Raw genomic sequence first — 19,805 nt, forward strand, 5'->3', positions numbered from 1 at the left:
CGCGGCCGGGCACGGCGAGGCTGTGGGCCGTATATTCGCGCTGACCGGCCCATAGCCCGCAAGTCCGTCCGAAACGGCCGAAACGGTCGTGACGGTCGGACCGCGCCCACCAAGGGGAGAGTCGTGGACATCCTGGCATTCGGCGTGCAGGCCGACGAGAAGCCGCTGATCGAGAGGGCCTTCGCGGGACACCACGACGTCCGCTGCCTCGACGTCTTCCTGACCGAGGACACCGCGCCGATCGCCGCCGGGTACGAGGTGATCTCCACCAGCGTCAACGCCATCCTGGACGCCCGGGTGCTGCAGAGCCTGGCCGTCGGCGGCACGCAGATGATCGCCCAGCGCTCCACCGGCTTCAACAACATCGATCTGGACGTGGCCGAGCGCCTCGGCCTGACCATCGCCCGGGTCTCGTACTACTCCCCGTACTCCGTCGCCGAATTCGCCTGGACGCTGGCGATGGCCGTGAACCGCCGCATCGTGCGGGCCTGCAACCGCACCCGCGACTTCGACTTCCGCCTGGACGGCCTGCTCGGCCGCGATCTGCGCGGCCGCACCGTGGGCGTGCTCGGCACCGGCAAGATCGGCGTGGCCTTCGCGCGGATCGCGCACGGCTTCGGCATGGAGCTGCTCGGCTGGGACGTGGCGCCGAACCCGGCCTGCGCCGAACTCGGCATGACGTACGTGGACAAGGACGAACTGCTCGCCCGGGCCGACGTGATCAGCCTGCACGTGCCGCTGCTGCCCGCCACCCACCACCTCATCGGCCGCGCGGAACTCGCGGCGATGAAGGACGATGCGATCCTGGTCAACTCCAGCCGCGGCGGCCTCATCGACACCGACGCCCTGGTGGGCGAGCTGCGCAAGGGACGCTTCGCCGGGGTCGGCCTCGACGTGTACGAGGCGGAGGCGGGCCTGTTCTTCCTCGACAAGTCCCTGGAGGCGGTCGAGGACGACACCCTGGCCCGCCTGGTGACCTTCCCGAACGTGGTCGTCACCTCGCACCAGGCGTACTACACCGAGGACGCGGTGGGCCAGATCGTCGCGGCGACGCTGGAGAACGTGGCGGCCTACATCGAAGGCCGCCACACCCCGAACGTCCTGGTCAGTGCAGTGCCGCCACCCCCGCAAGGAGCTCCCTGACGACCTCGGGGCCGCGCAGCGTGAGCACCGACTCCGGGTGGAACTGGATGCCCGCGTAGCCGGGGCCGCGCAGCGCGTGCACCTCGTGCGTCACCGGGTCGCGCGCGATCTCGACGCCGGGCAGGCCGAGCGCGTCCTCGCAGCGCGCCGCGAAGCTGTTGTAGAACCCGACCGTCTCCTCGCGCCCGAACAGGTCGATCCGCACCTGCGCGCCCTGGTAGGGCTCCCGCTTGCGGACGAGTTCGAGGCCGAGCTCCGCCGCGATCAGCTCGTGGCCCAGGCACACGCCGAGCAGTCCGTGCCGGTGCGAGCGCAGCAGCTCGGCCGCCAGCGGGCGCAGCAGCCGCATCCTGGGATCGGCCGCGTCCAGCGGATCGCCCGGCCCCGGACCGAGCACCACCGGGCCCTCGTGGCCCAGCACCCGCTCCCGCAGCCCGGGCACGTCGTAGCGGAGCACGGAGACGTCGAGGCCCGCCGAGCGCAGCACATGGGCGAGCATCGCGGTGAAGGTGTCCTCGCAGTCCACCACGAGGGCCGAGCCGGACGGCTCGGCCGGCCGGTCCTGCATCCGCAGCCAGAACGGCGCGAGGTCGGCCCGCCGGGCGTCGAGCGCGGCCCGCACCCGCGGGTCGTCGGCCAGGCGCGGGCGCGCCGATCCCTCCCGCGCCCGGCCGGGCCGCACCCCGAGGGCGGCCAGCACCCCCGCCGCCTTGGCGTGCGTCTCGGCGACCTCGCCGTCCGGGTCGGAGTGCCGCACCAGGGTGGCGCCGACCGGGACCCGCAGCCGGCCCGTGGCGGAGATGTCGGCGGTGCGGATCAGGATCGGGGAGTCCAGCGTCTGGGCGCCGCCCGCGTCCCGGCCGAGCAGGGCCAGCGCGCCCGCGTAGTAGCCGCGCCCGCCCTCCTCGTACCGCTCGATGACGCGGCAGGCGTTCTGCACCGGGGAGCCGGTGACGGTCGCCGCGAACATCGTCTCCCTGAGGACCTCGCGCACGTCCAGCGAGGAGCGGCCCCTCAACTCGTACTCGGTGTGCGCGAGATGGGCCATCTCCTTCAGGCGCGGCCCGATCACCACGCCGCCCATGTCGCCCACCGTGCACATCATCTTGAGCTCCTCGTCGACCACCATCGACAGCTCGTCGGTCTCCTTGCGGTCGGCGAGGAAGGTCAGCAGGTCCTCCGCGCTCGGGCCGCCGGCCGGGTAGCGGTAGGTCCCGCTGATCGGGTTCATGACGACCGTGCCGCCGGACATCCGCACGTGCACCTCGGGGCTCGCGCCCACCAGGGTCCGCTCGCCCGTGTGCACCACGTACGTCCAGTACGCGCCCTCCTCGCCCACCAGCAGCCGGCGGAACAGGGCCAGCGCGTCGGCCCGGCCGAAGCCGGGGACGGTGCCGGTGAAGGTGCGCCGGATCACGAAGTTGGCGCCCTCGCCGCGGCCGATCTCGTCCTCGATCACCCGCCGCACGATGCCCGCGTACGCCGCGTCGTCCACGTCGAAGCCCCCGTCCTCGACGTGCACCTCGTGCGCGGGCAGCGCGGCGAGCACGTCCGCGAGCGGCAGCTCATGGGTCTCGTCGGCGACCAGGTACGACAGCGGGGTCCCGTCGTCGCGGACGTCGAAGCCGCGCTCGCGGATCTGGCGGAACGGCACGAGGGCGAGCGTCGGCCGGTCGCCGACGGGCAGGTCGGCCAGGTGCCCGGCCTCGTGGACCTCGCCGATCAGGAGCTCGACGATGTCGTGGTCATGGCCCGGGGTGCGCCTGCGCAGCAGGGCGAACGGCGGGCAGTTCTCGTCCAACAGCCGCTGGATCGGCATGAGTTGGTTCCTTCCGTGGAGGTGCGGGAGGAACGGCGCCGGATGCACGGAAGGCCGCCCCTCGGGGCGGCCTTCGTGAGTCTGTGTCAGCGCAGAGAGTCAGCGGGCCGCCGGATGAGCGGTCCACCACCAGTTCTGGTTCAGCTGCGCGAACATGCCGGCACTCTACTCGATGGCGCCGCCGGCCGGCGGCGCCATCGCGCGATCGTGCGGATCGAACCGCGCGGATCAGCGGATCGAACCGCGCGGATCAACCGTGCGGATCGAACCGCGCGGATCAACCGTGCGGATCGATCGTCCGGATCAGAGGAGCGTGTTGTAGATGTTCCAGCCGGAGCCGATCTGGCGGCGGTCGCCGAAGGGCTGCACCGATCCGCCGTTGCCCGGGTAGAACCAGAGCTTGCCGTCGGCGTCGCGGCCCGTCAGGTCCGGCTTGCCGTCCCCGTTCAGGTCGCCGGAGCTGACGATCGAGTCGTAGACGTTCCAGCCGGTGCCGACCTGGTGGCGGTCGCCGAAGGGCTGCACCGCGCTGCCGGTGCCCGGGTAGAACCACAGCTTGCCCGAGGGCTCGCGCGCCACGAAGTCGCCCTTGCCGTCGCCGTCGAGGTCACCGGTGCTCAGGATCTGGTCGTAGATGCCCCAGCTGGTCCCGATCTGGGTGCGGGTGCCGAAGGCGGGGCCGCCGGTGCCCGGGTAGAGCCACAGCCGGCCGTCGCCGTCCCGGGTGATCAGGTCTGCCTGGCCGTCACCGGTCAGGTCGCCCGCGCCGACCAGCGCGTTGAACACGCCCCAGCCCGCGCCGAGCTTGACCCGGTCGCCGAACGGGGCCGCCGGGTTGCCGCTGCCCTTGTAGTACCAGGCCACGCCGGAGGCGTCCCGGGCTATCAGGTCGCCGCGGCCGTCGGCACGGAAGTCCGACAGGTCCGTCATGGCGTTGTAGATGCCCCAGCCGCTGCCGATCCGGAACCGGGTCAGGAACGGCTGCGCGATGTCACCGGAGCCCTGGTACTGCCAGAACCCGCCGTCCGCGTCCCGCGCGAGCAGGTTGTAGCGGTTGTCGGCGGCCACCGGCCCGGTCGGGGTGATCTGCTGGACGTCGGCCGTCTTCACCCAGGCGATCCGGTGGTTGTACCGGATCGGGTAGAAGGTCTGGGTGCCCTTGACCAGGGTGCCGAGGGTGGTGCCGCCGTAGTAGTAGTCGCCCGCGACCGGCGCACCGGCGGCGACGTAGGCCTGGCCGGCCGGGATGCTGTACTTCGTCAGCGAGGCGTTGTTGTTGTTCTGCACCGGCACCCCGGTGCCCGCGTACGCCGCGTCCTCCGGGTAGGCGCGCCCGTAGACCGGGACGGCCGCCGTGCCCTTGGCCTTCAGGACGACCGGGGCCGAGGGGGCCACGACCGAGGTGTACTGACCGCCCGGGTTGTAGAACCAGGCCTTGCGGCCGGCGTACCAGATCGCCGTCCAGTCACCGCTCCAGTCGGCGACCACGTAGCTGCCGCCGGCCACGACCTTGTCGCCCCAGTTCGGCCCGTCGCTCCACTTCACGTTCGGCATGTACGGGTCCGCGATGGGCGTCGCCGTCGAGGCCGTGGCGTAGAGGTAGCCGAAGTTCGCCGGACGGGCGCTGACGTCCTTGCCGCCGTAGGTCAGGGGCGGCTGGTTCGCCGAGGTGAACGGCGGCACCACCTTGACGACCTGGCCGGCCCGCAGCGGCTGGCCTGCGCCGCCGGCGCCGGTGGGGGCGCCGAGCAGGGACATGTAGTGGTTCCAGTCCCAGAACGGACCCGGGTCCCAGTGCATCGCGGCGACGTTGCCGTCCAGGACGCCCGGCACCTCGTCGTGGCCGATGATGTGCTCGCGGTCCAGCGGGATGCCGAACCGGCCGGCCAGGTACTTGACGAGCGTGGCCGACGACTCGTACAGCTGCTCGCTGTACCAGCTGCCTTCCTTGATCGCGAAGCCCACGTGCTCGATGCCGAGCGAGTGCATGTTCACGGTCTTGTTGCCCGCGTGGTACGACTCGTCCTTCGTCGCCACCATCTGCGTGACGAGGCTTCCGTCGTCCTTGATCAGATAGTGCGTGCTCGCCTGGGCGTTGGGGTCCTGGAAGACCGCGACGGAGCCGTCGTAGCTGCCCTCGGTGTCGTGGATGATGATCTGCCGGATGTCGAACCCGTTGTCCGGCCGCGTGGCGAGGTTGTAGTTGTTCACATGGGCCGGCTTGACGTCGCACGGCAGGCCCGCGGGGCACTCGGCGGCGGCCGGAGCCGCGGCGGCCGCTCCCGCGGGGGCCGTGGCGAGCGGCATCTTCGCGGGCTTCACCGGCTCGACCGCCGGGTCGGCGGCCAGGGCGAGGTGCTGGCCGTCGGTGGTCACGCGGCTCTCGCCGGAGCGCACCGAGTCGAAGACCCGCTGGGCGAAGGCGTCCGCGCCCTTGACGTCGGGGGCCTGGCTGTAGCGGGCCACCGCCGGGTACCAGGCGCCCGGATCGGCCGGCAGCGAACCGGTCGCCGCGCGCTGGTACTGGGCGAGCAGCGCCGCGCCCGCCCGGACGCTCTGCCCGGCGTCGTCGCGGACCGTGTCCACCGGCTTGTTGATGAGCCGGGCCGCCTCGTCGAGCGTGTGCAGCCGCGGGTCGTTGGTGTCGACACCGGCCTCGCCGGTCGGCGCCTTCCGGGCGTCGAACTTCTTCATGACGGCCGGATCGCCGCTCATGTTCAGGTGCGCGAGCTGCTCCTGCGCACTGGGCGGCGCCACGTCGGCGGGCGTGACCCTGGTCAGGCCCATGACGTTGTACGCGCCCGATGTGCTGGGCTCGCCGTTGTGGTCCTCCCAGCGCGTCTGACGGTAGGAGACCGCCATCAGCACGCTCTGCGGAACCTTGAACTCCTTGGCCGCAGCGGCGAATTGGGCCTGCAGGGCCGTCGTGGCCCGCCCCCCGCCGTCCTGCGCCGCCCCCGCCTCACGCGGCGCTGCCACGGCCACCGTGCCGAACGCGGTGACGGCCACGGCCCCCGCCACCCCGTACGCAAGGATCTTCTTCGTCGCGCGACTCTGCTGCCTTCTGCTCACGCTTCGGCTCACACCCACCCCTGGTCACTTTGCCCTGTATTCAATATGTGGCGTGAGATTAACAGGGGGTGAGCCCGTCGTGGGGCGAGGGGGGAGGGTCTGCGCGATCTTGGAAGCGGGTCCGGCTCCGACGGTCGTCGTCTCATTGGGTGGTCGCCGGAATGGACGGCTTGCCCGACCCCGTAATGTGGGTCCGGTGACCGTGAACGTAAACACCTGGCGTGACCTTCCCGCGGCGCAGCAGCCCGAGTACCCCGATGCCGAGGCTCTGCGCGATGTGATCGCGGACCTCGAGTCGTATCCGCCGCTCGTCTTCGCGGGCGAGTGCGACCAGCTGCGCGCCCGTCTGGGAGCCGTCGCCCAGGGCGAGGCGTTCCTGCTCCAGGGCGGCGACTGCGCCGAGGCCTTCGACGCCGTGTCGGCCGAGCACATCCGGGCCAAGCTCAAGACCCTCCTGCAGATGAGCGCCGTCCTCACCTACGCGGCCTCGGTGCCCGTGGTGAAGGTCGGCCGTATCGCCGGCCAGTACTCCAAGCCCCGCTCCAAGGGCACCGAGACCCGCGACGGCGTGACCCTGCCGACCTACCGCGGCGACTCCGTGAACGGCTTCGCCTTCACGGAGAAGGACCGCGTGCCGGACCCCGAGCGCCTGAAGCGGATGTACAACGCCTCCGCCTCGACGCTCAACCTGGTGCGCGCCTTCACCACCGGCGGCTACGCCGACCTGCGCCAGGTGCACGCCTGGAACCAGGACTTCGTGAAGTCCTCGCCGTCCGGCCAGCGCTACGAGCAGCTCGCCCGCGAGATCGACAACGCGCTGAACTTCATGAAGGCCTGCGGCACCGACCCGGCCGAGTTCAAGGCCGTCGAGTTCTACGCCTCGCACGAGGCGCTGCTGCTCGACTACGAGTCCGCGCTCACCCGCACCGACTCGCGCACCGGCCACCTGTACGACACCTCGGGCCACATGGTGTGGATCGGTGAGCGCACCCGGCAGCTGGACGGGGCGCACATCGAGTTCGCCTCCCGGATCCGCAACCCGATCGGCATCAAGCTCGGCCCGACGACCACCGTCGACGAGGCGCTGACCTACGTGGACCGGCTCGACCCGGACCGCGAGCCGGGCCGGCTGACCTTCGTCGTGCGGATGGGCGCCGACAAGGTCCGCGACAAGCTCCCCGAGCTGGTCGAGAAGGTCACCGCCTCCGGTGCGGTCGTCGCCTGGGTCACCGACCCGATGCACGGCAACACCTTCGAGGCGGCCTCGGGCCACAAGACGCGCCGCTTCGACGACGTCCTGGACGAGGTCAAGGGCTTCTTCGAGGTGCACAAGGCGCTCGGCACCCACCCGGGCGGCATCCACGTCGAGCTCACCGGTGACGACGTCACCGAGTGCGTGGGCGGCGGCGACGAGATCTTCGTCGACGACCTGCACCAGCGCTACGAGACGGCCTGCGACCCCCGTCTGAACCGCAGCCAGTCCCTCGACCTGGCGTTCCTGGTCGCCGAGATGTACCGCGACCAGTAGGTCCACCGGTGACACGCCAGTGGGGCGCGGATCCATGTGATCCGCGCCCCACTGGCGTACCGGGGCTGTCGTTGCCCCGGGGCGCCGGGTAAGGTTAGGTTTGCCTCACCGACGGATCGGGAACCGGTCGATCGGGACGGCTGGACCCGACGGCCCCCGCGCCGCACACCCCGGGAGGTGAACCGCGTGTACGTATGCAACTGCTTCGGTGTCACCGAGGAGCAGGTCAAGAAGCACGCGGAGGGCGGTGCCTGCACCCCCCGCCAGATAGCTTCGGCCAGCAAGGCCGGCACCGACTGCGGTTCGTGCGTGCGCCGCATCCAGTCGCTGCTCGGACGCGGCGCCTGCCCCCGGCGCGAGCTGGTGGACCAGGGCATGCCCCCGCTCACCGCCGTGGCGCCGGAGCTCGCCCCCGCGCTCGACGAAGCCGCCTGAGCCGTCCGGAGCCCGCCGCGCGGGCCGGTGCCTAGCTCTCCGGCTGCTCGATGAGCTGCGCGATGTACAGCGCCTCACCGAGCTTCTCGACCAGCTCCAGCTGGGTGTCGAGGTAGTCGATGTGGTGCTCCTCGTCGGCCAGGATCGACTCGAAGATGTTCGCCGAGGTGATGTCGCCCTTGGTGCGCATCACCTCGATGCCGCGCTTGAGACGGTCGATCGCCTCGACCTCGATCTGCCGGTCCGCCTGGAACATCTCGGTGACGGTCTGCCCGATGCGTACATGGAAGAGCCGCTGGAAGTTCGGCAGGCCGTCCAGGAACAGGATCCGGTCGGTCAGCACCTCCGCGTGCTTCATCTCGTCGATCGACTCGTGACGCGTGTACTTCGCCAGCTTCGTCCAGCCGAAGTTGGCCTGCATCGCGCTGTGCAGCCAGTACTGGTTGATCGCCGTCAGCTCGGCACTCAGCTGCTCATTCAGGAATTCGATGACCTCGGGGTCGCCCTGCATCGCAGAGGCTCCTTCCAAGCGGTAACTGGGCAGGTTCCGCGCATCCTTGCACCGTGATCAGAACCCGTCCAGTAAGTGCATGCTTAGTAGGAGTTGCCCGAATCAGGACGTCCCTGGTCGGCACCACCCCCCGGGGTCTGTCACCATGGAGTCATGGGTCAGCCGGAGAGCCGGGAGCGGCAGGGAGCAGCGCAGTCGGAGCTTCCGCCGGGGCAGCGCCTCCAGCGCGGCTGGCCGGTCACCCACTACGGACCGGTGCCCAAGTTCAAGCCGGAGCGCTGGGAGTTCCGCGTCTTCGGGGCCACCGCCGACGGCGACAAGCACTGCTGGAACCACGAGGAGTTCTCGGCGCTGCCCTTCGAGACGGTCGTGGCCGACCTGCACTGCGTCACCAAGTTCTCGATGCTCGGGGCCGAATGGGGCGGGGTCGGGGCCCGTACGATCGCCGAACTCGCGCCGCCCGCACCGGATGTCACCCACGTCATGGTCTGGGCCGAGTACGGCTTCAGCTCCAACCTGCGGCTGGCCGACTTCCTGTCCGACCGCACTCTGTTCGCCACCCACAACGGCGGCGACCTGCTCACCGCCGAACACGGCTTCCCGCTGCGCCTGGTCGTCCCGCACCTGTACGCCTGGAAGGGCCCCAAGTGGGTGCGCGGCGTCGAGTACATGACCGCCGACCGCCGGGGCTTCTGGGAGGAGCGGGGCTACCACAACATCGGCGACCCCTGGCGCGAGCAGCGCTACTCCTACCAGGAGGAGCCCGGGGACGGCCCCGAGCTCTGAGCCGGGCCGCCCGCCCGCCGCACGGGCCCTAGGATCGCAGGGACTTCAGCCGGGCCACGTCCGCCGCGTGCCCCTCCTTGCCGCCCGGCGTCTCGATCACCAGCGGTACGCCCTCGGTCGCCGGATGCCCGAGCAGCTCGCGGAACGGCTCCGCGCCGATGTGCCCCGAGCCGATGTTCTCGTGCCGGTCCTTGTGCGCGCCCACCACGTCCTTGGAGTCGTTGGCGTGGATCAGCTTGAGCCGCCCCTCGCCCACGGTGTCCACCAGCAGGTCCAGGGTCTGCTTCATCCCGCCGGGCCCGGCCAGATCGTGCCCGGCCGCGTAGATGTGGCAGGTGTCCAGGCAGACGCCCAGCATCGGATGGGCGTCCAGGGCCTCGAAGTAGGGGCCGAAGTCCCAGGTGCGCGAGCACAGTGAGGAGCCCTGGCCCGCGGTCGACTCCAGGAGCAGGAACGGGTCGTCGTCGTGGGTCAGTTCGTCGAGCAGTGGCAGCAGATGCGTACGGACCTGGGCGAGCGCCTCGGCGCGCGGACGCCCGCCGGTCGCCGAGCCGGTGTGCACGACCACGCCGAGCGCGCCGATCGCCCGGGCCCGGCGCAGCGAGTGGCGGAGCGACTCCACCGACCGCTCCACCGTCGCCGCGGTGTGCGAGCCGAAGTTGATCAGGTACGGGGCGTGCACATACGCCGGGATGGAGGCCTCGGCGCACTCCGCCCTGAACCGCTCGTCCTGGGCCGGGTTGCCTGCGGGGGTGGCCCAGCCGCGCGGATTGGCGGCGAAGACCTGCACGGCCTCGGCGCCGATCTCGCGCGCGTAGCCGAGCCCGACCGTGGCGAGGCCGCCGGCCACGGGCACGTGGCCGCCGATGGGGTTGCGCATGGGGTGACTACCTACAGTCCCTTGGTGGTGATGGTGATGGTGGAGCCCTCGGGGGCCTGGGAGCCGGCGGCCACCGACTGCCCGGACACCTCGTCGCTGAGGAACGGGAAGCCGCGGTCGACCTTCACCTTGAAGCCGGCCTTCTCCAGGTCCTTCTGCGCGTCGTCCGCCTTCTCGCCGGTGACCTTGGGCACGGTGACCAGGCGGGGGCCCTTGGAGACGGTCAGGGTGACCGTGTCGCCCTTGGCCAGCCGCGCGTGCTCCGCGGCCGACTGGGCGGCCACCTTGCCCGCGTCCTGCGCGGAGTTGACCTGCTCGGGCGCGACGACGACCTTGAGCCCGGCGTTCTGGAGGGCCGAGGTGGCGTCGGCCACCGAGTCGCCGACCACCGAGGGGGTGTCCACGGGGGCGCCCTTGCTGAGGACGAGGGCGACGGCGGTGTCCGTGTGGCGCTTGACGCCGGCGGGCGGGTCGGTGCGGATCACCGCGCCCTGGTCGACGTCGTCGCTGAACTCGCTGGAGGTGTCGCCCGGCGCGAAACCCGCCTTCTGCAGCTCGCTCTTGGCCCGGTCGAGCGGCATCCCGTCGAGCTTGGGCACCTGCGCCGTCTCCGGGCCGCGCGAGACGACCAGCGTCACCGAGCCGTTGCCGCGGATACGGGCGCCGGTGGCCGGGTCGGTGGAGACGACCTGGCCGCGCTCGACGGTGTCGCTGAACTGCCGGTCGACCTTCTTCACCCCGAGCCCGGCGTCCGACAGCTTCTTCTTCGCCGCGTCCTCGCCCTGCCCGATGAGGGCCGGAACCCGGGTGAACTGGCCGGAGTTGATGTACCAGACGCCCGCGCCGACCCCGAGCACCAGGAGCAGCGCGACCACCAGGGCGATCGGCCCGCGCCGGTTGTTCAGGCGGCTGCGCAGGGCGCGCCGCGGCGGCTCGGGTTCGTCCTCGATGCGCTGCGGCATGATCAGCCGGCTGGTGTGGTGGACGGGTCCTTCGGTCCTCAGCCGGGTCGTGCGGTGGATGGCCGGCCCGGGCACGGCGTCCTGCGGCGGCGGCGCCGCGTCCTGCGGCAGCGGCACGGCGGCGGCCCCGGCCGGGGTGGGCACGGCCCGCGGGATCACGCTCGTACGGTCATCGGCGCCGGTGCGGCCGGAGCCGGGGCGGGCGCCCGGCGGGACGGCGTCCAGTTGTTCCTCGTCGAGCGCCGCGCGGGCCACGAGGGTCTGCGCGAGCAGGGCCACCGCGTCGTCGGGGCGCACCTCGGGGTTGCGGGCGGTCGCCGAGGCGACCAGCTCGTCCAGTTCGAGGGCGAGGCCCGGCACCGCGGCGGACGGCGCGGGCATCCCCTCGTGGAGGTGGGCGTAGAGGATCTGGGCGGGGGTCTCCCCGCCGTGCGGCTTGGCGCCGGTGAGCATCTCGTACAGCACGACCCCGCAGGCGTACACGTCGGCGCGGGTGTCCGCGGTGCCGTGCTCGATCTGTTCGGGGGCGAGGTAGGAGACCGTGCCGAGGACCGATCCCGTGGTGCTCGTCACCGCGTCCACGGCCCGGACCAGGCCGAAGTCGGCGACCTTGACCCGGCCGTCGTCGCCGATCAGGACGTTCTCCGGCTTCATGTCCCGGTGCACGAACCCGGCCCGGTGCGCCGCGCCGAGGGCGGCGAGCACCGGCTCCAGGATGTCCAGGGCCGCGCGCGGCTGGAGCGCGCCGCGCTCGCGCAGCACGTCGCGCAGGGTGCAGCCGGCGATGTACTCCATCGCGAGGTACACGTACTGGTCCTGCGCCCCCTGGTCGAAGACGCCGACCACATTGGGGTGCGCGAGCCGGGCGACCGACTTGGCCTCGCGGATGAAGCGCTCCACGAAGGTGGCGTCGGCGGCGAGGCCCGGATGCATCACCTTGAGGGCGAGCACGCGGTCGAGACGGGTGTCGACGGCCCGGTAGACCGTGGCCATACCGCCGACGGCGATGCGCGCGTCGACGCGGTAGCGGCCGTCGAGCACCTGCCCGACCAGGGGGTCATGAAGGGTCGTATCCACGGGGAGAGTTTACGAGCGCCCCGCGACGCCCTTCACGCCGCGTGCGCCCCTGGGCCCGTACTGAAGCCGAGCTGTGACGAGGACGCCCGCGCGGCCCCGCCCGCACGGCGGCCCGCCGGTGCTAGAAGGCGGGCCGTTCGGGGTCGAGCGCGGCCCGGCCCTCCATGGCCGAGGACGCCCGCGCGAAGTGGCGGCGCGGGATGCGGCCCGCGCGGTGGGCGAGCCGGCCCGCCTCCACCGCGTGCCGCATCGCCTCCGCCATCAGCGTCGGCTCCTGGGCCCGGGTGACCGCGGAGGCGAGCATCACCGCGGCGCAGCCGAGCTCCATCGCGAGCGCGGCGTCCGACGCCGTGCCCGCGCCCGCGTCGAGGATGACCGGCACGTTCGCCCGGTCGACGATCAGCTCGAAGTTGTGCGGATTGCGTATCCCGAGGCCCGAGCCGATGGGGGAGCCGAGCGGCATGATCGCCGCGCAGCCGACGTCCTCCAGCTTCCGCGCGAGGACCGGGTCGTCGTTGGTGTACGGGAGCACCGTGAAACCGTCGTCGACCAGCACTTCGGCGGCGTCCAGGAGCTCTATCGGGTCGGGCAGCAGGGTGCGCTCGTCGGCCACCACCTCCAGCTTCACCCAGTGCGTGCCCAGCGCCTCGCGGGCGAGCCGGGCCGTCAGCACGGCCTCGCCCGCGGTGAAGCAGCCGGCGGTGTTGGGCAGCACCCGGATGCCGAGCCGGGCGAGCACCGAGAGGACCGAGCCCTGCACGGTCGGATCGAGGCGGCGCATCGCGACGGTGGTGAGCTCGGTGCCGGAGACCACCAGGGCCCGCTCCAGGGTGTCGAGGCTCGGTGCCCCGCCGGTGCCCATGATCAGACGGGAGCCGAAGGTGGTGTCGGCGATGGTCAGCAGGTCGTCGGCCACGGCTCAGCCCCCCTGCACGGCGGTGAGGACCTCGACGCGGTCGCCCTCGCCCAGCGTGGTCGTCGGCCAAGCGCCGCGCGGCACGACCGTCTCGTTGACGGCGGCGGCGATGCCGGAGCGCGCGGGGGTGAGGGCGGCGACGAGGGCGTCGAGGGTGGTCCCGGAGGCGAGCGCGCGGGGCTCGCCGTTGACGGAGATGGTCATGCGGTCGTCAGCTCCCGAGGTGCGGAGGTGAAGCGGCGGGGGGTGAACGGGCGGGCCTCGTCGGGCAGTTCGCCGGTGGTCAGGACGTGCGCCATGACGTCGCCGGTCACGGCGGTCAGCAGCACGCCGTTGCGGTGGTGCCCGGTGGCGAGCAGCAGGCCCGGCAGCGCGGTCGGGCCGAGCAGGGGCGCGTTGTCGGGGGAGGCCGGGCGCAGGCCGGCCCGGGTCTCGGTGAGCGGGAGCTCGGTGATGCCGGGCACCAACTCATGGGCGTCGCGCAGGAGTTGGTAGACCCCGCCGGCGGTGACCGTGGTGTCCCACCCCAGCTCCTCACTGGTGGCGCCGACGACGAGTTCACCGTTCTCGCGCGGTACGAGATAGACGTCGCTGCCCCGCACCACCGCCCGCACGGTCCGGGACAGGAAGGGCGCGTACGCGGGCGGCACCGTGAGCCGCAGCACCTGGCCCTTCACGGGGCGCACCGGCGGGAGCAGCTCCTGCGGCACACCATCGAGCCGGGCGCTGAGGCTGCCCGCGGCGAGCACGACCCGGTCGGCGGTGAGCGCGGTGCCGTCCGCGAGGACGACTCCCGTCGCCCGTTCCCGTACGACCGTGAGCCGCTCGGCCCAGCCGTGCGCGAAGCGCACCCCGGCCGCGGCGCAGGCGGCGACCAGGGCCCGGGCCAGGCGCCGGGGATCGACCTGGTGGTCCCCGTCCACCCGCAGCCCGCCGCGCACGCCCGGCGCGAGCATCGGCTCCAGGCGGCGGCAGTCGCGGCCCGGGAGCCACTCGGACTCCAGGCCGCAGCGGACCTGGAGCGCGTGCAGGTCCCGCAGATGGGCGCGGTCGTCGGAGTCGAGCGCCACGGCCAGGGTGCCGCAGGCGCGGTAGCCGGTGTCCAGACCGGTGACCTCGCTCAGCTCGGCGGCGAAGGCCGGGTAGCGGCGGGCGGATTCGACGTTGAGGGCCAGCAGCGTCTGCTCGCCGTAGTGCAGTTCGGTGACGGCGGCCAGCATCCCGGCCGCGACCTGCGCGGCCCCGCCGCCCGGCTCCGGGTCGACCAGCACGACCCCGAGGCCGTGCTGTGCGGCCCGCCACGCGGTGACGAGCCCGATGATCCCGCCGCCGACCACAAGGACGTCGGACCCGTTCCCGGACCCGTGGTGTGAAGAACGCATGGGCGTCCAGCCCCTCCCTTCGCCGGCATGACCCGGATCAGGTTCGTACGGTCGGAGGCCGCCCAGCCTCCCTCTCAGCCCGGTGCGTCCGGGCTCCCGCGAGTGCTTTACGCCTGCCACCATAGCCCGAGCCCCCGGGGCGCAGTAAGGGACCGTCCGCGCGCCCGGGGCACCCGGGCCCCCTACCTGACGCATAGTCAGCTGCTTATGGTGATCGGGTGAGCGAACAGCAGACGCAATCCGAAGCGCGGCACGTGGTGGTCGTCGGCGCGGGCATGGCCGGGGTGCAGACCGCGGTGGCCCTGCGCGAACAGGGCTTCACCGGAGCCATCACCCTCATCGGCGCCGAACCCCACCAGCCCTACGACCGGCCCCCGCTGTCCAAGGCCGTCCTCCTCGGCAAGGCCGAGGGCTCGGCCTTCGAAGTGGACTTCGACGCGCTCGGCGTGGACCTGCGCCTGGGCCTCGAAGTCACCGCGGTGCGGGCCGCCGAGCGCCGGGTGGTGACCGGGGCGGGCGAGATCGGCTACGACACCCTGGTCATCGCCACCGGCGCCGAACCGCTCACGCTGCCCGGCAGCGGGGGAGTGCCGGGGGTGCACCTCCTGCGCACCCTGGACGACGCGCGGCGCCTGCGCCCGGTCCTCGACCAGCGGCACCGGATCGTGGTGGTGGGCGCCGGGTGGATCGGCGCGGAGTTCGCCACGGCCGCGCGCGACGCGGGCTGCGAGGTCACCGTCGTGGAGGCCGCCGCCCGGCCCCTCGCCGGGGTGCTGCCCGCCGAGGTCGCGGCCCCCATGGCCACCTGGTACGCCGAGTCCGGTGCGGAACTGATCACCGGCGCCCGGGTCCGGGCCGTGGAGCCGGGCCAGGTGCTGCTCGCCGACGGCCGCCGGCTGCCCGCCGACGCGGTGATCATCGGCATCGGCGCGCGGCCGGCCACCGGCTGGCTGGCCGGCTCCGGCATCGCCCTCGGCCCCGAGGGCGCGATCACCGCGGACGCCCGGCTGCGCACCTCGCTGCCCGGCGTGTACGCGGTCGGTGACTGCGTCTCGTTCCCCTCGGCCCGCTTCGGCGAGCGCCTGCTGGTCCACCACTGGGACAACGCCCTCCAGGGCCCGCGCACGGTCGCGGCGGACATCGTCGGGGAGCAGCCCACCGACTACGACCCGGTCCCGTACTTCTGGTCCGAGCAGTTCGGCCGCTTCGTGCAGTACGCGGGCCACCACGCCGACACCGACGAGCTGATCCACCGCGGCGACCCGTCGGCGACCCCCTGGTCGGTGTGCTGGCTCCGCGACGGCGCCCTCGTGGCGGTCCTGACGGTGGGCCGCCCCCGCGACCTGGCCCAGGCCCGCAAACTGATCGAATCCGCGACCCCCCTGGACCCGGCGAAGGTGGCGGACCCCACGATCCCGCTGAAGTCGGCTTCGCTGGGGTAGCCCCTGGGCGGGGGGCGGGTTGTGCGGGGGCTTTCCGTGCGGGGCGCAGGCAGAGCCCGCCCCCCGGGGCCCTGCCCCGCGCCCCTCGCCCCCGCCTTCGTGTGCGGGCCGTGCTCGCTTCTCGCGCAGTTCCCCGCGCCCCTGGCGGGATCGGTGCTGGCCCGCATGCCGTATCTGGCCTGCCTTGCGCAGTTCCTCGCGCCCCTGGCGGGGTTGGGCGGGCCCTGGGTTTGCGCAGTTCCCCGCGCCCCTCAACCCCGTCTTCGTGTGCGGGCCGTGGTCGCTTCTCGCGCAGTTCCCCGCGCCCCTGGCGGGATCGGTGCCGGACCGCGCCGGGCGTGCGGGTTTGCCGCGGAGGGGCGCCAGGTGGGGTGCGGGGTGCCCTACAGGGGCGCGGGGAACTGCGCGACCAGCCCCGCACGGTCCGCAGCCGAAGCCAGCCCCTCCGGCGCTTGAGGAGCGGGGGCCCGGGGGCAGCGCCCCCGAGGGGGGAGCAGGGGGGCAAAGCCCCAGCGGGCCCGGGGGTGGGTCCGAGCGGGGCCGGGGTCGAGCCTCAGCGGGGTCGGGGCGGAACCCAGCGGGGCCGGGGGCGAGCCTAAGCGGGGCCGGGGCGGAGCCCAGGGGGCCGGGGGTGGAGGCCCCCCGAGGGGGTGCCCCGGTACCGGGTGCCCCCGGGAGGTGGCACGCTTGGAGCGTGACCGAGATTGACGCAAAGATCGATGCCCTCGTCCCCGCCTGGCTCCACCTCCCCGACATCGCGGAGATGCTGGACGTGGAGGTGACCCGGGTACGGCAGCTGGTCAAGGAGGGCCAGCTCATCGCCGTACGCCGCGGAGAGAACAGGGCACTGCAGGTGCCGGCCCCCTTCATCGACACCGACAAGGTGGTCAAGGGCCTGGTGGGAACGCTCACGCTCCTGCGCGACGACGGCTTCTCCGACGAGGAGATGCTGGAGTGGCTCTTCACCCCGGACCCGAGCCTGCCCGGCACCCCCGCGCAGGCGCTCGCCGAGAACCGCGGCACGGAGGTGAAGCGCCGCGCCCAGGCGCTCGCCCTCTGACCGGGACGAGCCCGCCCGTCGGCGCCGCGTGAGCACGGGTGTACGGTCCGGTCCACCCGGCCCGTACACCCGCGCGGCCCGGCCGACGACGATCAAAACGGGGGACTCCCATGCCCACGGCCCGTGAGCGGCTCGCCGACGCCCGGCTCTACCTGTGCACCGACGCCCGCAAGCGCCAGGGCGACCTGCCCGCGTTCCTGGACGCGGTGCTCTCCAGCGGCGTGGACATCGTGCAGCTGCGCGACAAGGGCATGGAGGCCGCCGAGGAGCTGGAGCACCTGGCCGTCCTCGCCGAGGCCTGCCGCCGGCACGGCAGGCTCCTCGCGGTCAACGACCGGGCCGACGTGGCCCACGCCATCGGCGCCGATGTGCTCCACCTGGGCCAGGGCGACCTCCCGGTCCCCGCGGCCCGCGCCATCCTGGGCGACCAGGTGCTGATCGGCCGCTCCACGCACAGCGAGGCCGAGGCGGCCGCCGCCGCCGACGAGCCCGGCGTCGACTACTTCTGCACCGGCCCCTGCTGGCCCACCCCCACCAAGCCGGGCCGCCACGCGCCGGGCCTCGACCTGGTGCGCCGCACCGCCGCGCTCGGCACCGCCCGGCCCTGGTTCGCCATCGGCGGGATCGACGCGGACAACCTGGACGAGGTGCTCGACGCGGGCGCCGACCGCATCGTCGTCGTACGGGCCCTCACCGAGGCCGACGACCCGGCCGAGGCCGCGGCCCGGCTCGCCCGGCGGGTCCGGGAGCGGCTCGTCTGACCGGTCCGGAGGACCCGGAGGGGGCCGGGCGGCCAACCGGAGGGCCCGCGTCCCCCAGGAAACCGTCCGCTGTCCGAGGGGTGGACAGAAGTCCGGCAATCGAGACAATTCACCCCCGTTTGGTTGGGGTGCCGGGCCCCCGTGGCTAACCTGCGAGTATGGCCCTTGGCACAGCTTCCACCAGGACTGATCGCGCACGAACCGTGCGCGACATGCTCGCGACCGGCGAGACCACGTACTCCTTCGAGTTCTACGCGCCCAAGACCGAGAAGGGCGAGCGGAACCTCTGGAACGCGCTGCGCCGGGTCGAGGCGGTCGCCCCCGACTTCGTCTCCGTGACGTACGGCGCCGGCGGCACCACCCGCTCCGGAACCGTCGAGGCCACCCAGCAGATCACCGAGGACACCACCCTCACCCCCGTCGCCCACCTCACCGCCGTCGGGCACTCGGTCGCCGAACTGCGCCACACCGTCGGCCAGTACGCCGACGCCGGGATCCGCAACATCCTCGCGGTGCGCGGCGACCCGAAGGGCGACCCGATGGGCGAGTGGGTCAAGCATCCCCAGGGCGTGGCCTACGCGGCCGAACTGGTGTCGCTGATCCGGGAGTCGGGCGACTTCTGCGTCGGTGTCGCGGCCTTCCCCGAGATGCACCCCCGCTCCGCGGACTGGGACACGGACATCCGTCACTTCGTGGACAAGTGCCGTGCGGGCGCGGACTACGCCATCACCCAGATGTTCTTCGAGCCGGACAATTACTCCCGGCTGCGCGACCGGGTCGTGGCGGCCGGCTGCGAGACCCCGATCATCCCCGAAGTCATGCCCGTGACCAGCGTGAAGCAGCTGGAACGGCTGCCCCAGCTCAGCACCGCGGCCTTCCCGGACGACCTGCGCGAGCGGATGCTTGCGGTCAAGGACGATCCGGCCGCTGTACGCTCCATGGGCATCGAGTTCGCCACCGAGTTCTGCTCGCGGCTGCTCGCCGATGGCGTTCCCGGGTTGCACTTCATTACCCTCAACAACTCCACGGCGACGCTCGAAATCTACGAGAATCTCGGTCTGCACCAGCAGGCGTAGCCGAAAACCGGTACCCGGGTCGTGGGACAGCCGTACCCGGGGCAGGAGAATGAGGGGCGTACATGGGCTGGACGGTCCTCTACATCGCGTTCGCGATCGTCGCACTGTGGCTGCTCGGCGAGGTGCTGCTGCAGTACAAGGCGCGGCTGCGCTGGCGGTTGCTGGCCTTCACCGGCTTTCTGGGCGTGGTCGTCGGCGTCCTCGTCCCGTCCGTCCTCGTGATCATCGTGGGCGCCGTCGCCTTCGCCGTCGGGCAGGTCTACGTCACGCTGTCCTTCCGCAGCGGCTTCTCCACCGGCTGGGCGATCGGCGGCAAACCGGGCGCGAGCCGGCGCCGCAAGGCGGGCCGCAGGGGCGCCCCCGCGGCCGAGCCGGTCCTCGAAGTCTCGGACCTCCAGTACGACGAGGCCCCGCAAGCCGGCGCGCCGGACCCCAACGCCCCGGCGGCGCACGCCGATTCGGTCTACGAACCGCTTCCGATGCCCGACGACACCGGCCAGTACGGCGTCTACGGAACGCCCCAGCAGCCCCAGGCGGCACCCCAGTACGGCGACTACGACCCGCAGCAGCCGTACGCCGACCCCTACACCCCGCAGTACGACGGGACGGACGCGGGCGAGCGGCAGTACGCCGCGTACTCCGACCCGTACATCGGCAACGGGGGCCAGGCCTACGGGACTTACGGCGGCTACGACAGTTTCGGCGGCCAGCAGTCCTACCCCGACTCCTCCTACGCCGACCCGCTCACCGCGCAGTACGGCACGGACACCCCGCCCGGCGGCGTCTGGGTGCCGCAGCAGCGCGACGGCGAGTACGTCCCGTACGACCAGCAGCAGGCCGCCCCGCAGGCACAGCAGCCGTACGACCCGAACCACCCGGTCCACCAGAACGGGCCCGACCTGCCGCAGTACCCCGAGCAGCAGCCCTACCGCTACTGACCGGCCCCGCGCGGCCG

Annotated in this window: 18 protein-coding genes and 1 riboswitch; of the genes, 9 read left to right on the forward strand and 9 right to left on the reverse strand. The window is 72.6% G+C overall.

Annotation, left to right across the window (positions count from 1 at the left end):
* Window positions 1-123 precede the first annotated feature (123 nt).
* Window positions 124-1,143: a 2-hydroxyacid dehydrogenase gene (locus tag ACGF3I_RS18095; protein WP_393133085.1), complete on the forward strand. Its 1,020-nt coding sequence runs from the start codon at window positions 124-126 to the stop codon at window positions 1,141-1,143.
* On the opposite strand, the gene ACGF3I_RS18100 is transcribed toward ACGF3I_RS18095, so the two are convergent.
* From ACGF3I_RS18100 to ACGF3I_RS18110, 3 genes are all read right to left on the reverse strand, one after another.
* On the reverse strand, window positions 1,106-2,962 hold the full coding sequence (locus ACGF3I_RS18100; protein ID WP_393133086.1) for an anthranilate synthase family protein: 1,857 nt from the start codon (window positions 2,960-2,962) through the stop codon (window positions 1,106-1,108). The genes ACGF3I_RS18095 and ACGF3I_RS18100 overlap by 38 nt on opposite strands.
* Before the next feature lie 99 nt (window positions 2,963-3,061).
* On the reverse strand, window positions 3,062-3,118 hold the full coding sequence (locus ACGF3I_RS18105; protein WP_393133194.1) for a trp operon leader peptide: 57 nt from the start codon (window positions 3,116-3,118) through the stop codon (window positions 3,062-3,064).
* 147 nt (window positions 3,119-3,265) lie between these two features.
* Window positions 3,266-6,034: an N-acetylmuramoyl-L-alanine amidase gene (locus tag ACGF3I_RS18110; protein ID WP_393133088.1), complete on the reverse strand. Its 2,769-nt coding sequence runs from the start codon at window positions 6,032-6,034 to the stop codon at window positions 3,266-3,268.
* A 196-nt stretch (window positions 6,035-6,230) separates the two neighbouring features.
* Between ACGF3I_RS18110 and ACGF3I_RS18115 the strand changes: the two genes are divergently transcribed.
* Window positions 6,231-7,562 (forward strand): class II 3-deoxy-7-phosphoheptulonate synthase, encoded by a 1,332-nt coding sequence (locus tag ACGF3I_RS18115; protein ID WP_393133090.1) that lies wholly within the window; start codon window positions 6,231-6,233, stop codon window positions 7,560-7,562.
* Window positions 7,563-7,739: 177 nt separating this feature from the next.
* Window positions 7,740-7,997 carry a bacterioferritin-associated ferredoxin gene (locus tag ACGF3I_RS18120; protein ID WP_393133092.1) on the forward strand — a complete coding sequence of 86 codons (258 nt, stop codon included), beginning with the start codon at window positions 7,740-7,742 and terminating at the stop codon, window positions 7,995-7,997.
* Window positions 7,998-8,028: 31 nt separating this feature from the next.
* On the opposite strand, the gene bfr is transcribed toward ACGF3I_RS18120, so the two are convergent.
* Window positions 8,029-8,508, reverse strand: a complete 480-nt coding sequence (gene bfr / locus ACGF3I_RS18125) for a bacterioferritin (RefSeq protein WP_393133094.1) — start codon at window positions 8,506-8,508, stop codon at window positions 8,029-8,031.
* A 153-nt stretch (window positions 8,509-8,661) separates the two neighbouring features.
* Here bfr and ACGF3I_RS18130 point away from each other — a divergent pair, with 153 nt between their 5' ends.
* The gene (locus ACGF3I_RS18130; RefSeq protein WP_393133096.1) at window positions 8,662-9,294 is read left to right on the forward strand and encodes a sulfite oxidase-like oxidoreductase; all 633 of its coding nucleotides are present in this window, start codon (window positions 8,662-8,664) and stop codon (window positions 9,292-9,294) included.
* Between the two features lie 28 nt (window positions 9,295-9,322).
* Here the strand turns inward: ACGF3I_RS18130 and ACGF3I_RS18135 are convergent, their stop codons facing one another.
* The 5 genes from ACGF3I_RS18135 to thiO all read right to left on the reverse strand — a co-directional run bounded on the left by ACGF3I_RS18135 (window position 9,323) and on the right by thiO (window position 14,511).
* Entirely contained in the window at window positions 9,323-10,174 is an 852-nt protein-coding gene (locus ACGF3I_RS18135) for a deoxyribonuclease IV (RefSeq protein ID WP_393133098.1), read from the reverse strand.
* A gap of 11 nt (window positions 10,175-10,185) precedes the next feature.
* Window positions 10,186-12,213, reverse strand: a complete 2,028-nt coding sequence (gene pknB, locus ACGF3I_RS18140) for a Stk1 family PASTA domain-containing Ser/Thr kinase (protein WP_393133100.1) — start codon at window positions 12,211-12,213, stop codon at window positions 10,186-10,188.
* A 121-nt stretch (window positions 12,214-12,334) separates the two neighbouring features.
* Window positions 12,335-13,129 (reverse strand): thiazole synthase, encoded by a 795-nt coding sequence (locus tag ACGF3I_RS18145; protein ID WP_393133102.1) that lies wholly within the window; start codon window positions 13,127-13,129, stop codon window positions 12,335-12,337.
* Window positions 13,130-13,132: 3 nt separating this feature from the next.
* A complete protein-coding gene (gene thiS, locus ACGF3I_RS18150; RefSeq protein ID WP_393133104.1) occupies window positions 13,133-13,333 on the reverse strand; it encodes a sulfur carrier protein ThiS in 201 nt (66 codons plus the stop codon).
* The gene (thiO, locus tag ACGF3I_RS18155) at window positions 13,330-14,511 is read right to left on the reverse strand and encodes a glycine oxidase ThiO (RefSeq protein ID WP_393133106.1); all 1,182 of its coding nucleotides are present in this window, start codon (window positions 14,509-14,511) and stop codon (window positions 13,330-13,332) included. Before thiO ends, thiS begins: the two co-directional genes overlap by 4 nt.
* Window positions 14,509-14,621: riboswitch (TPP riboswitch) on the reverse strand. (Overlaps the previous gene by 3 nt.)
* A 108-nt stretch (window positions 14,622-14,729) precedes the next feature.
* Here thiO and ACGF3I_RS18160 point away from each other — a divergent pair.
* The 5 genes from ACGF3I_RS18160 to ACGF3I_RS18180 all read left to right on the forward strand — a co-directional run bounded on the left by ACGF3I_RS18160 (window position 14,730) and on the right by ACGF3I_RS18180 (window position 19,788).
* A complete protein-coding gene (locus ACGF3I_RS18160; protein WP_393133108.1) occupies window positions 14,730-15,953 on the forward strand; it encodes an NAD(P)/FAD-dependent oxidoreductase in 1,224 nt (407 codons plus the stop codon).
* A 694-nt stretch (window positions 15,954-16,647) separates the two neighbouring features.
* Entirely contained in the window at window positions 16,648-17,013 is a 366-nt protein-coding gene (locus tag ACGF3I_RS18165; protein ID WP_393133110.1) for an Rv2175c family DNA-binding protein, read from the forward strand.
* Window positions 17,014-17,123: 110 nt separating this feature from the next.
* Window positions 17,124-17,774 carry a thiamine phosphate synthase gene (thiE, locus tag ACGF3I_RS18170; protein WP_393133112.1) on the forward strand — a complete coding sequence of 217 codons (651 nt, stop codon included), beginning with the start codon at window positions 17,124-17,126 and terminating at the stop codon, window positions 17,772-17,774.
* Window positions 17,775-17,932: 158 nt separating this feature from the next.
* Window positions 17,933-18,850 (forward strand): methylenetetrahydrofolate reductase [NAD(P)H], encoded by a 918-nt coding sequence (gene metF / locus ACGF3I_RS18175; protein WP_393133114.1) that lies wholly within the window; start codon window positions 17,933-17,935, stop codon window positions 18,848-18,850.
* Window positions 18,851-18,912: 62 nt separating this feature from the next.
* Window positions 18,913-19,788, forward strand: coding sequence for a hypothetical protein (locus ACGF3I_RS18180; protein WP_393133116.1), 876 nt, complete (start codon window positions 18,913-18,915; stop codon window positions 19,786-19,788).
* Window positions 19,789-19,805 lie beyond the last annotated feature (17 nt).

This window comes from Streptomyces sp. NPDC048111 (assembly GCF_043202815.1).
Taxonomy (GTDB): domain Bacteria; phylum Actinomycetota; class Actinomycetes; order Streptomycetales; family Streptomycetaceae; genus Streptomyces.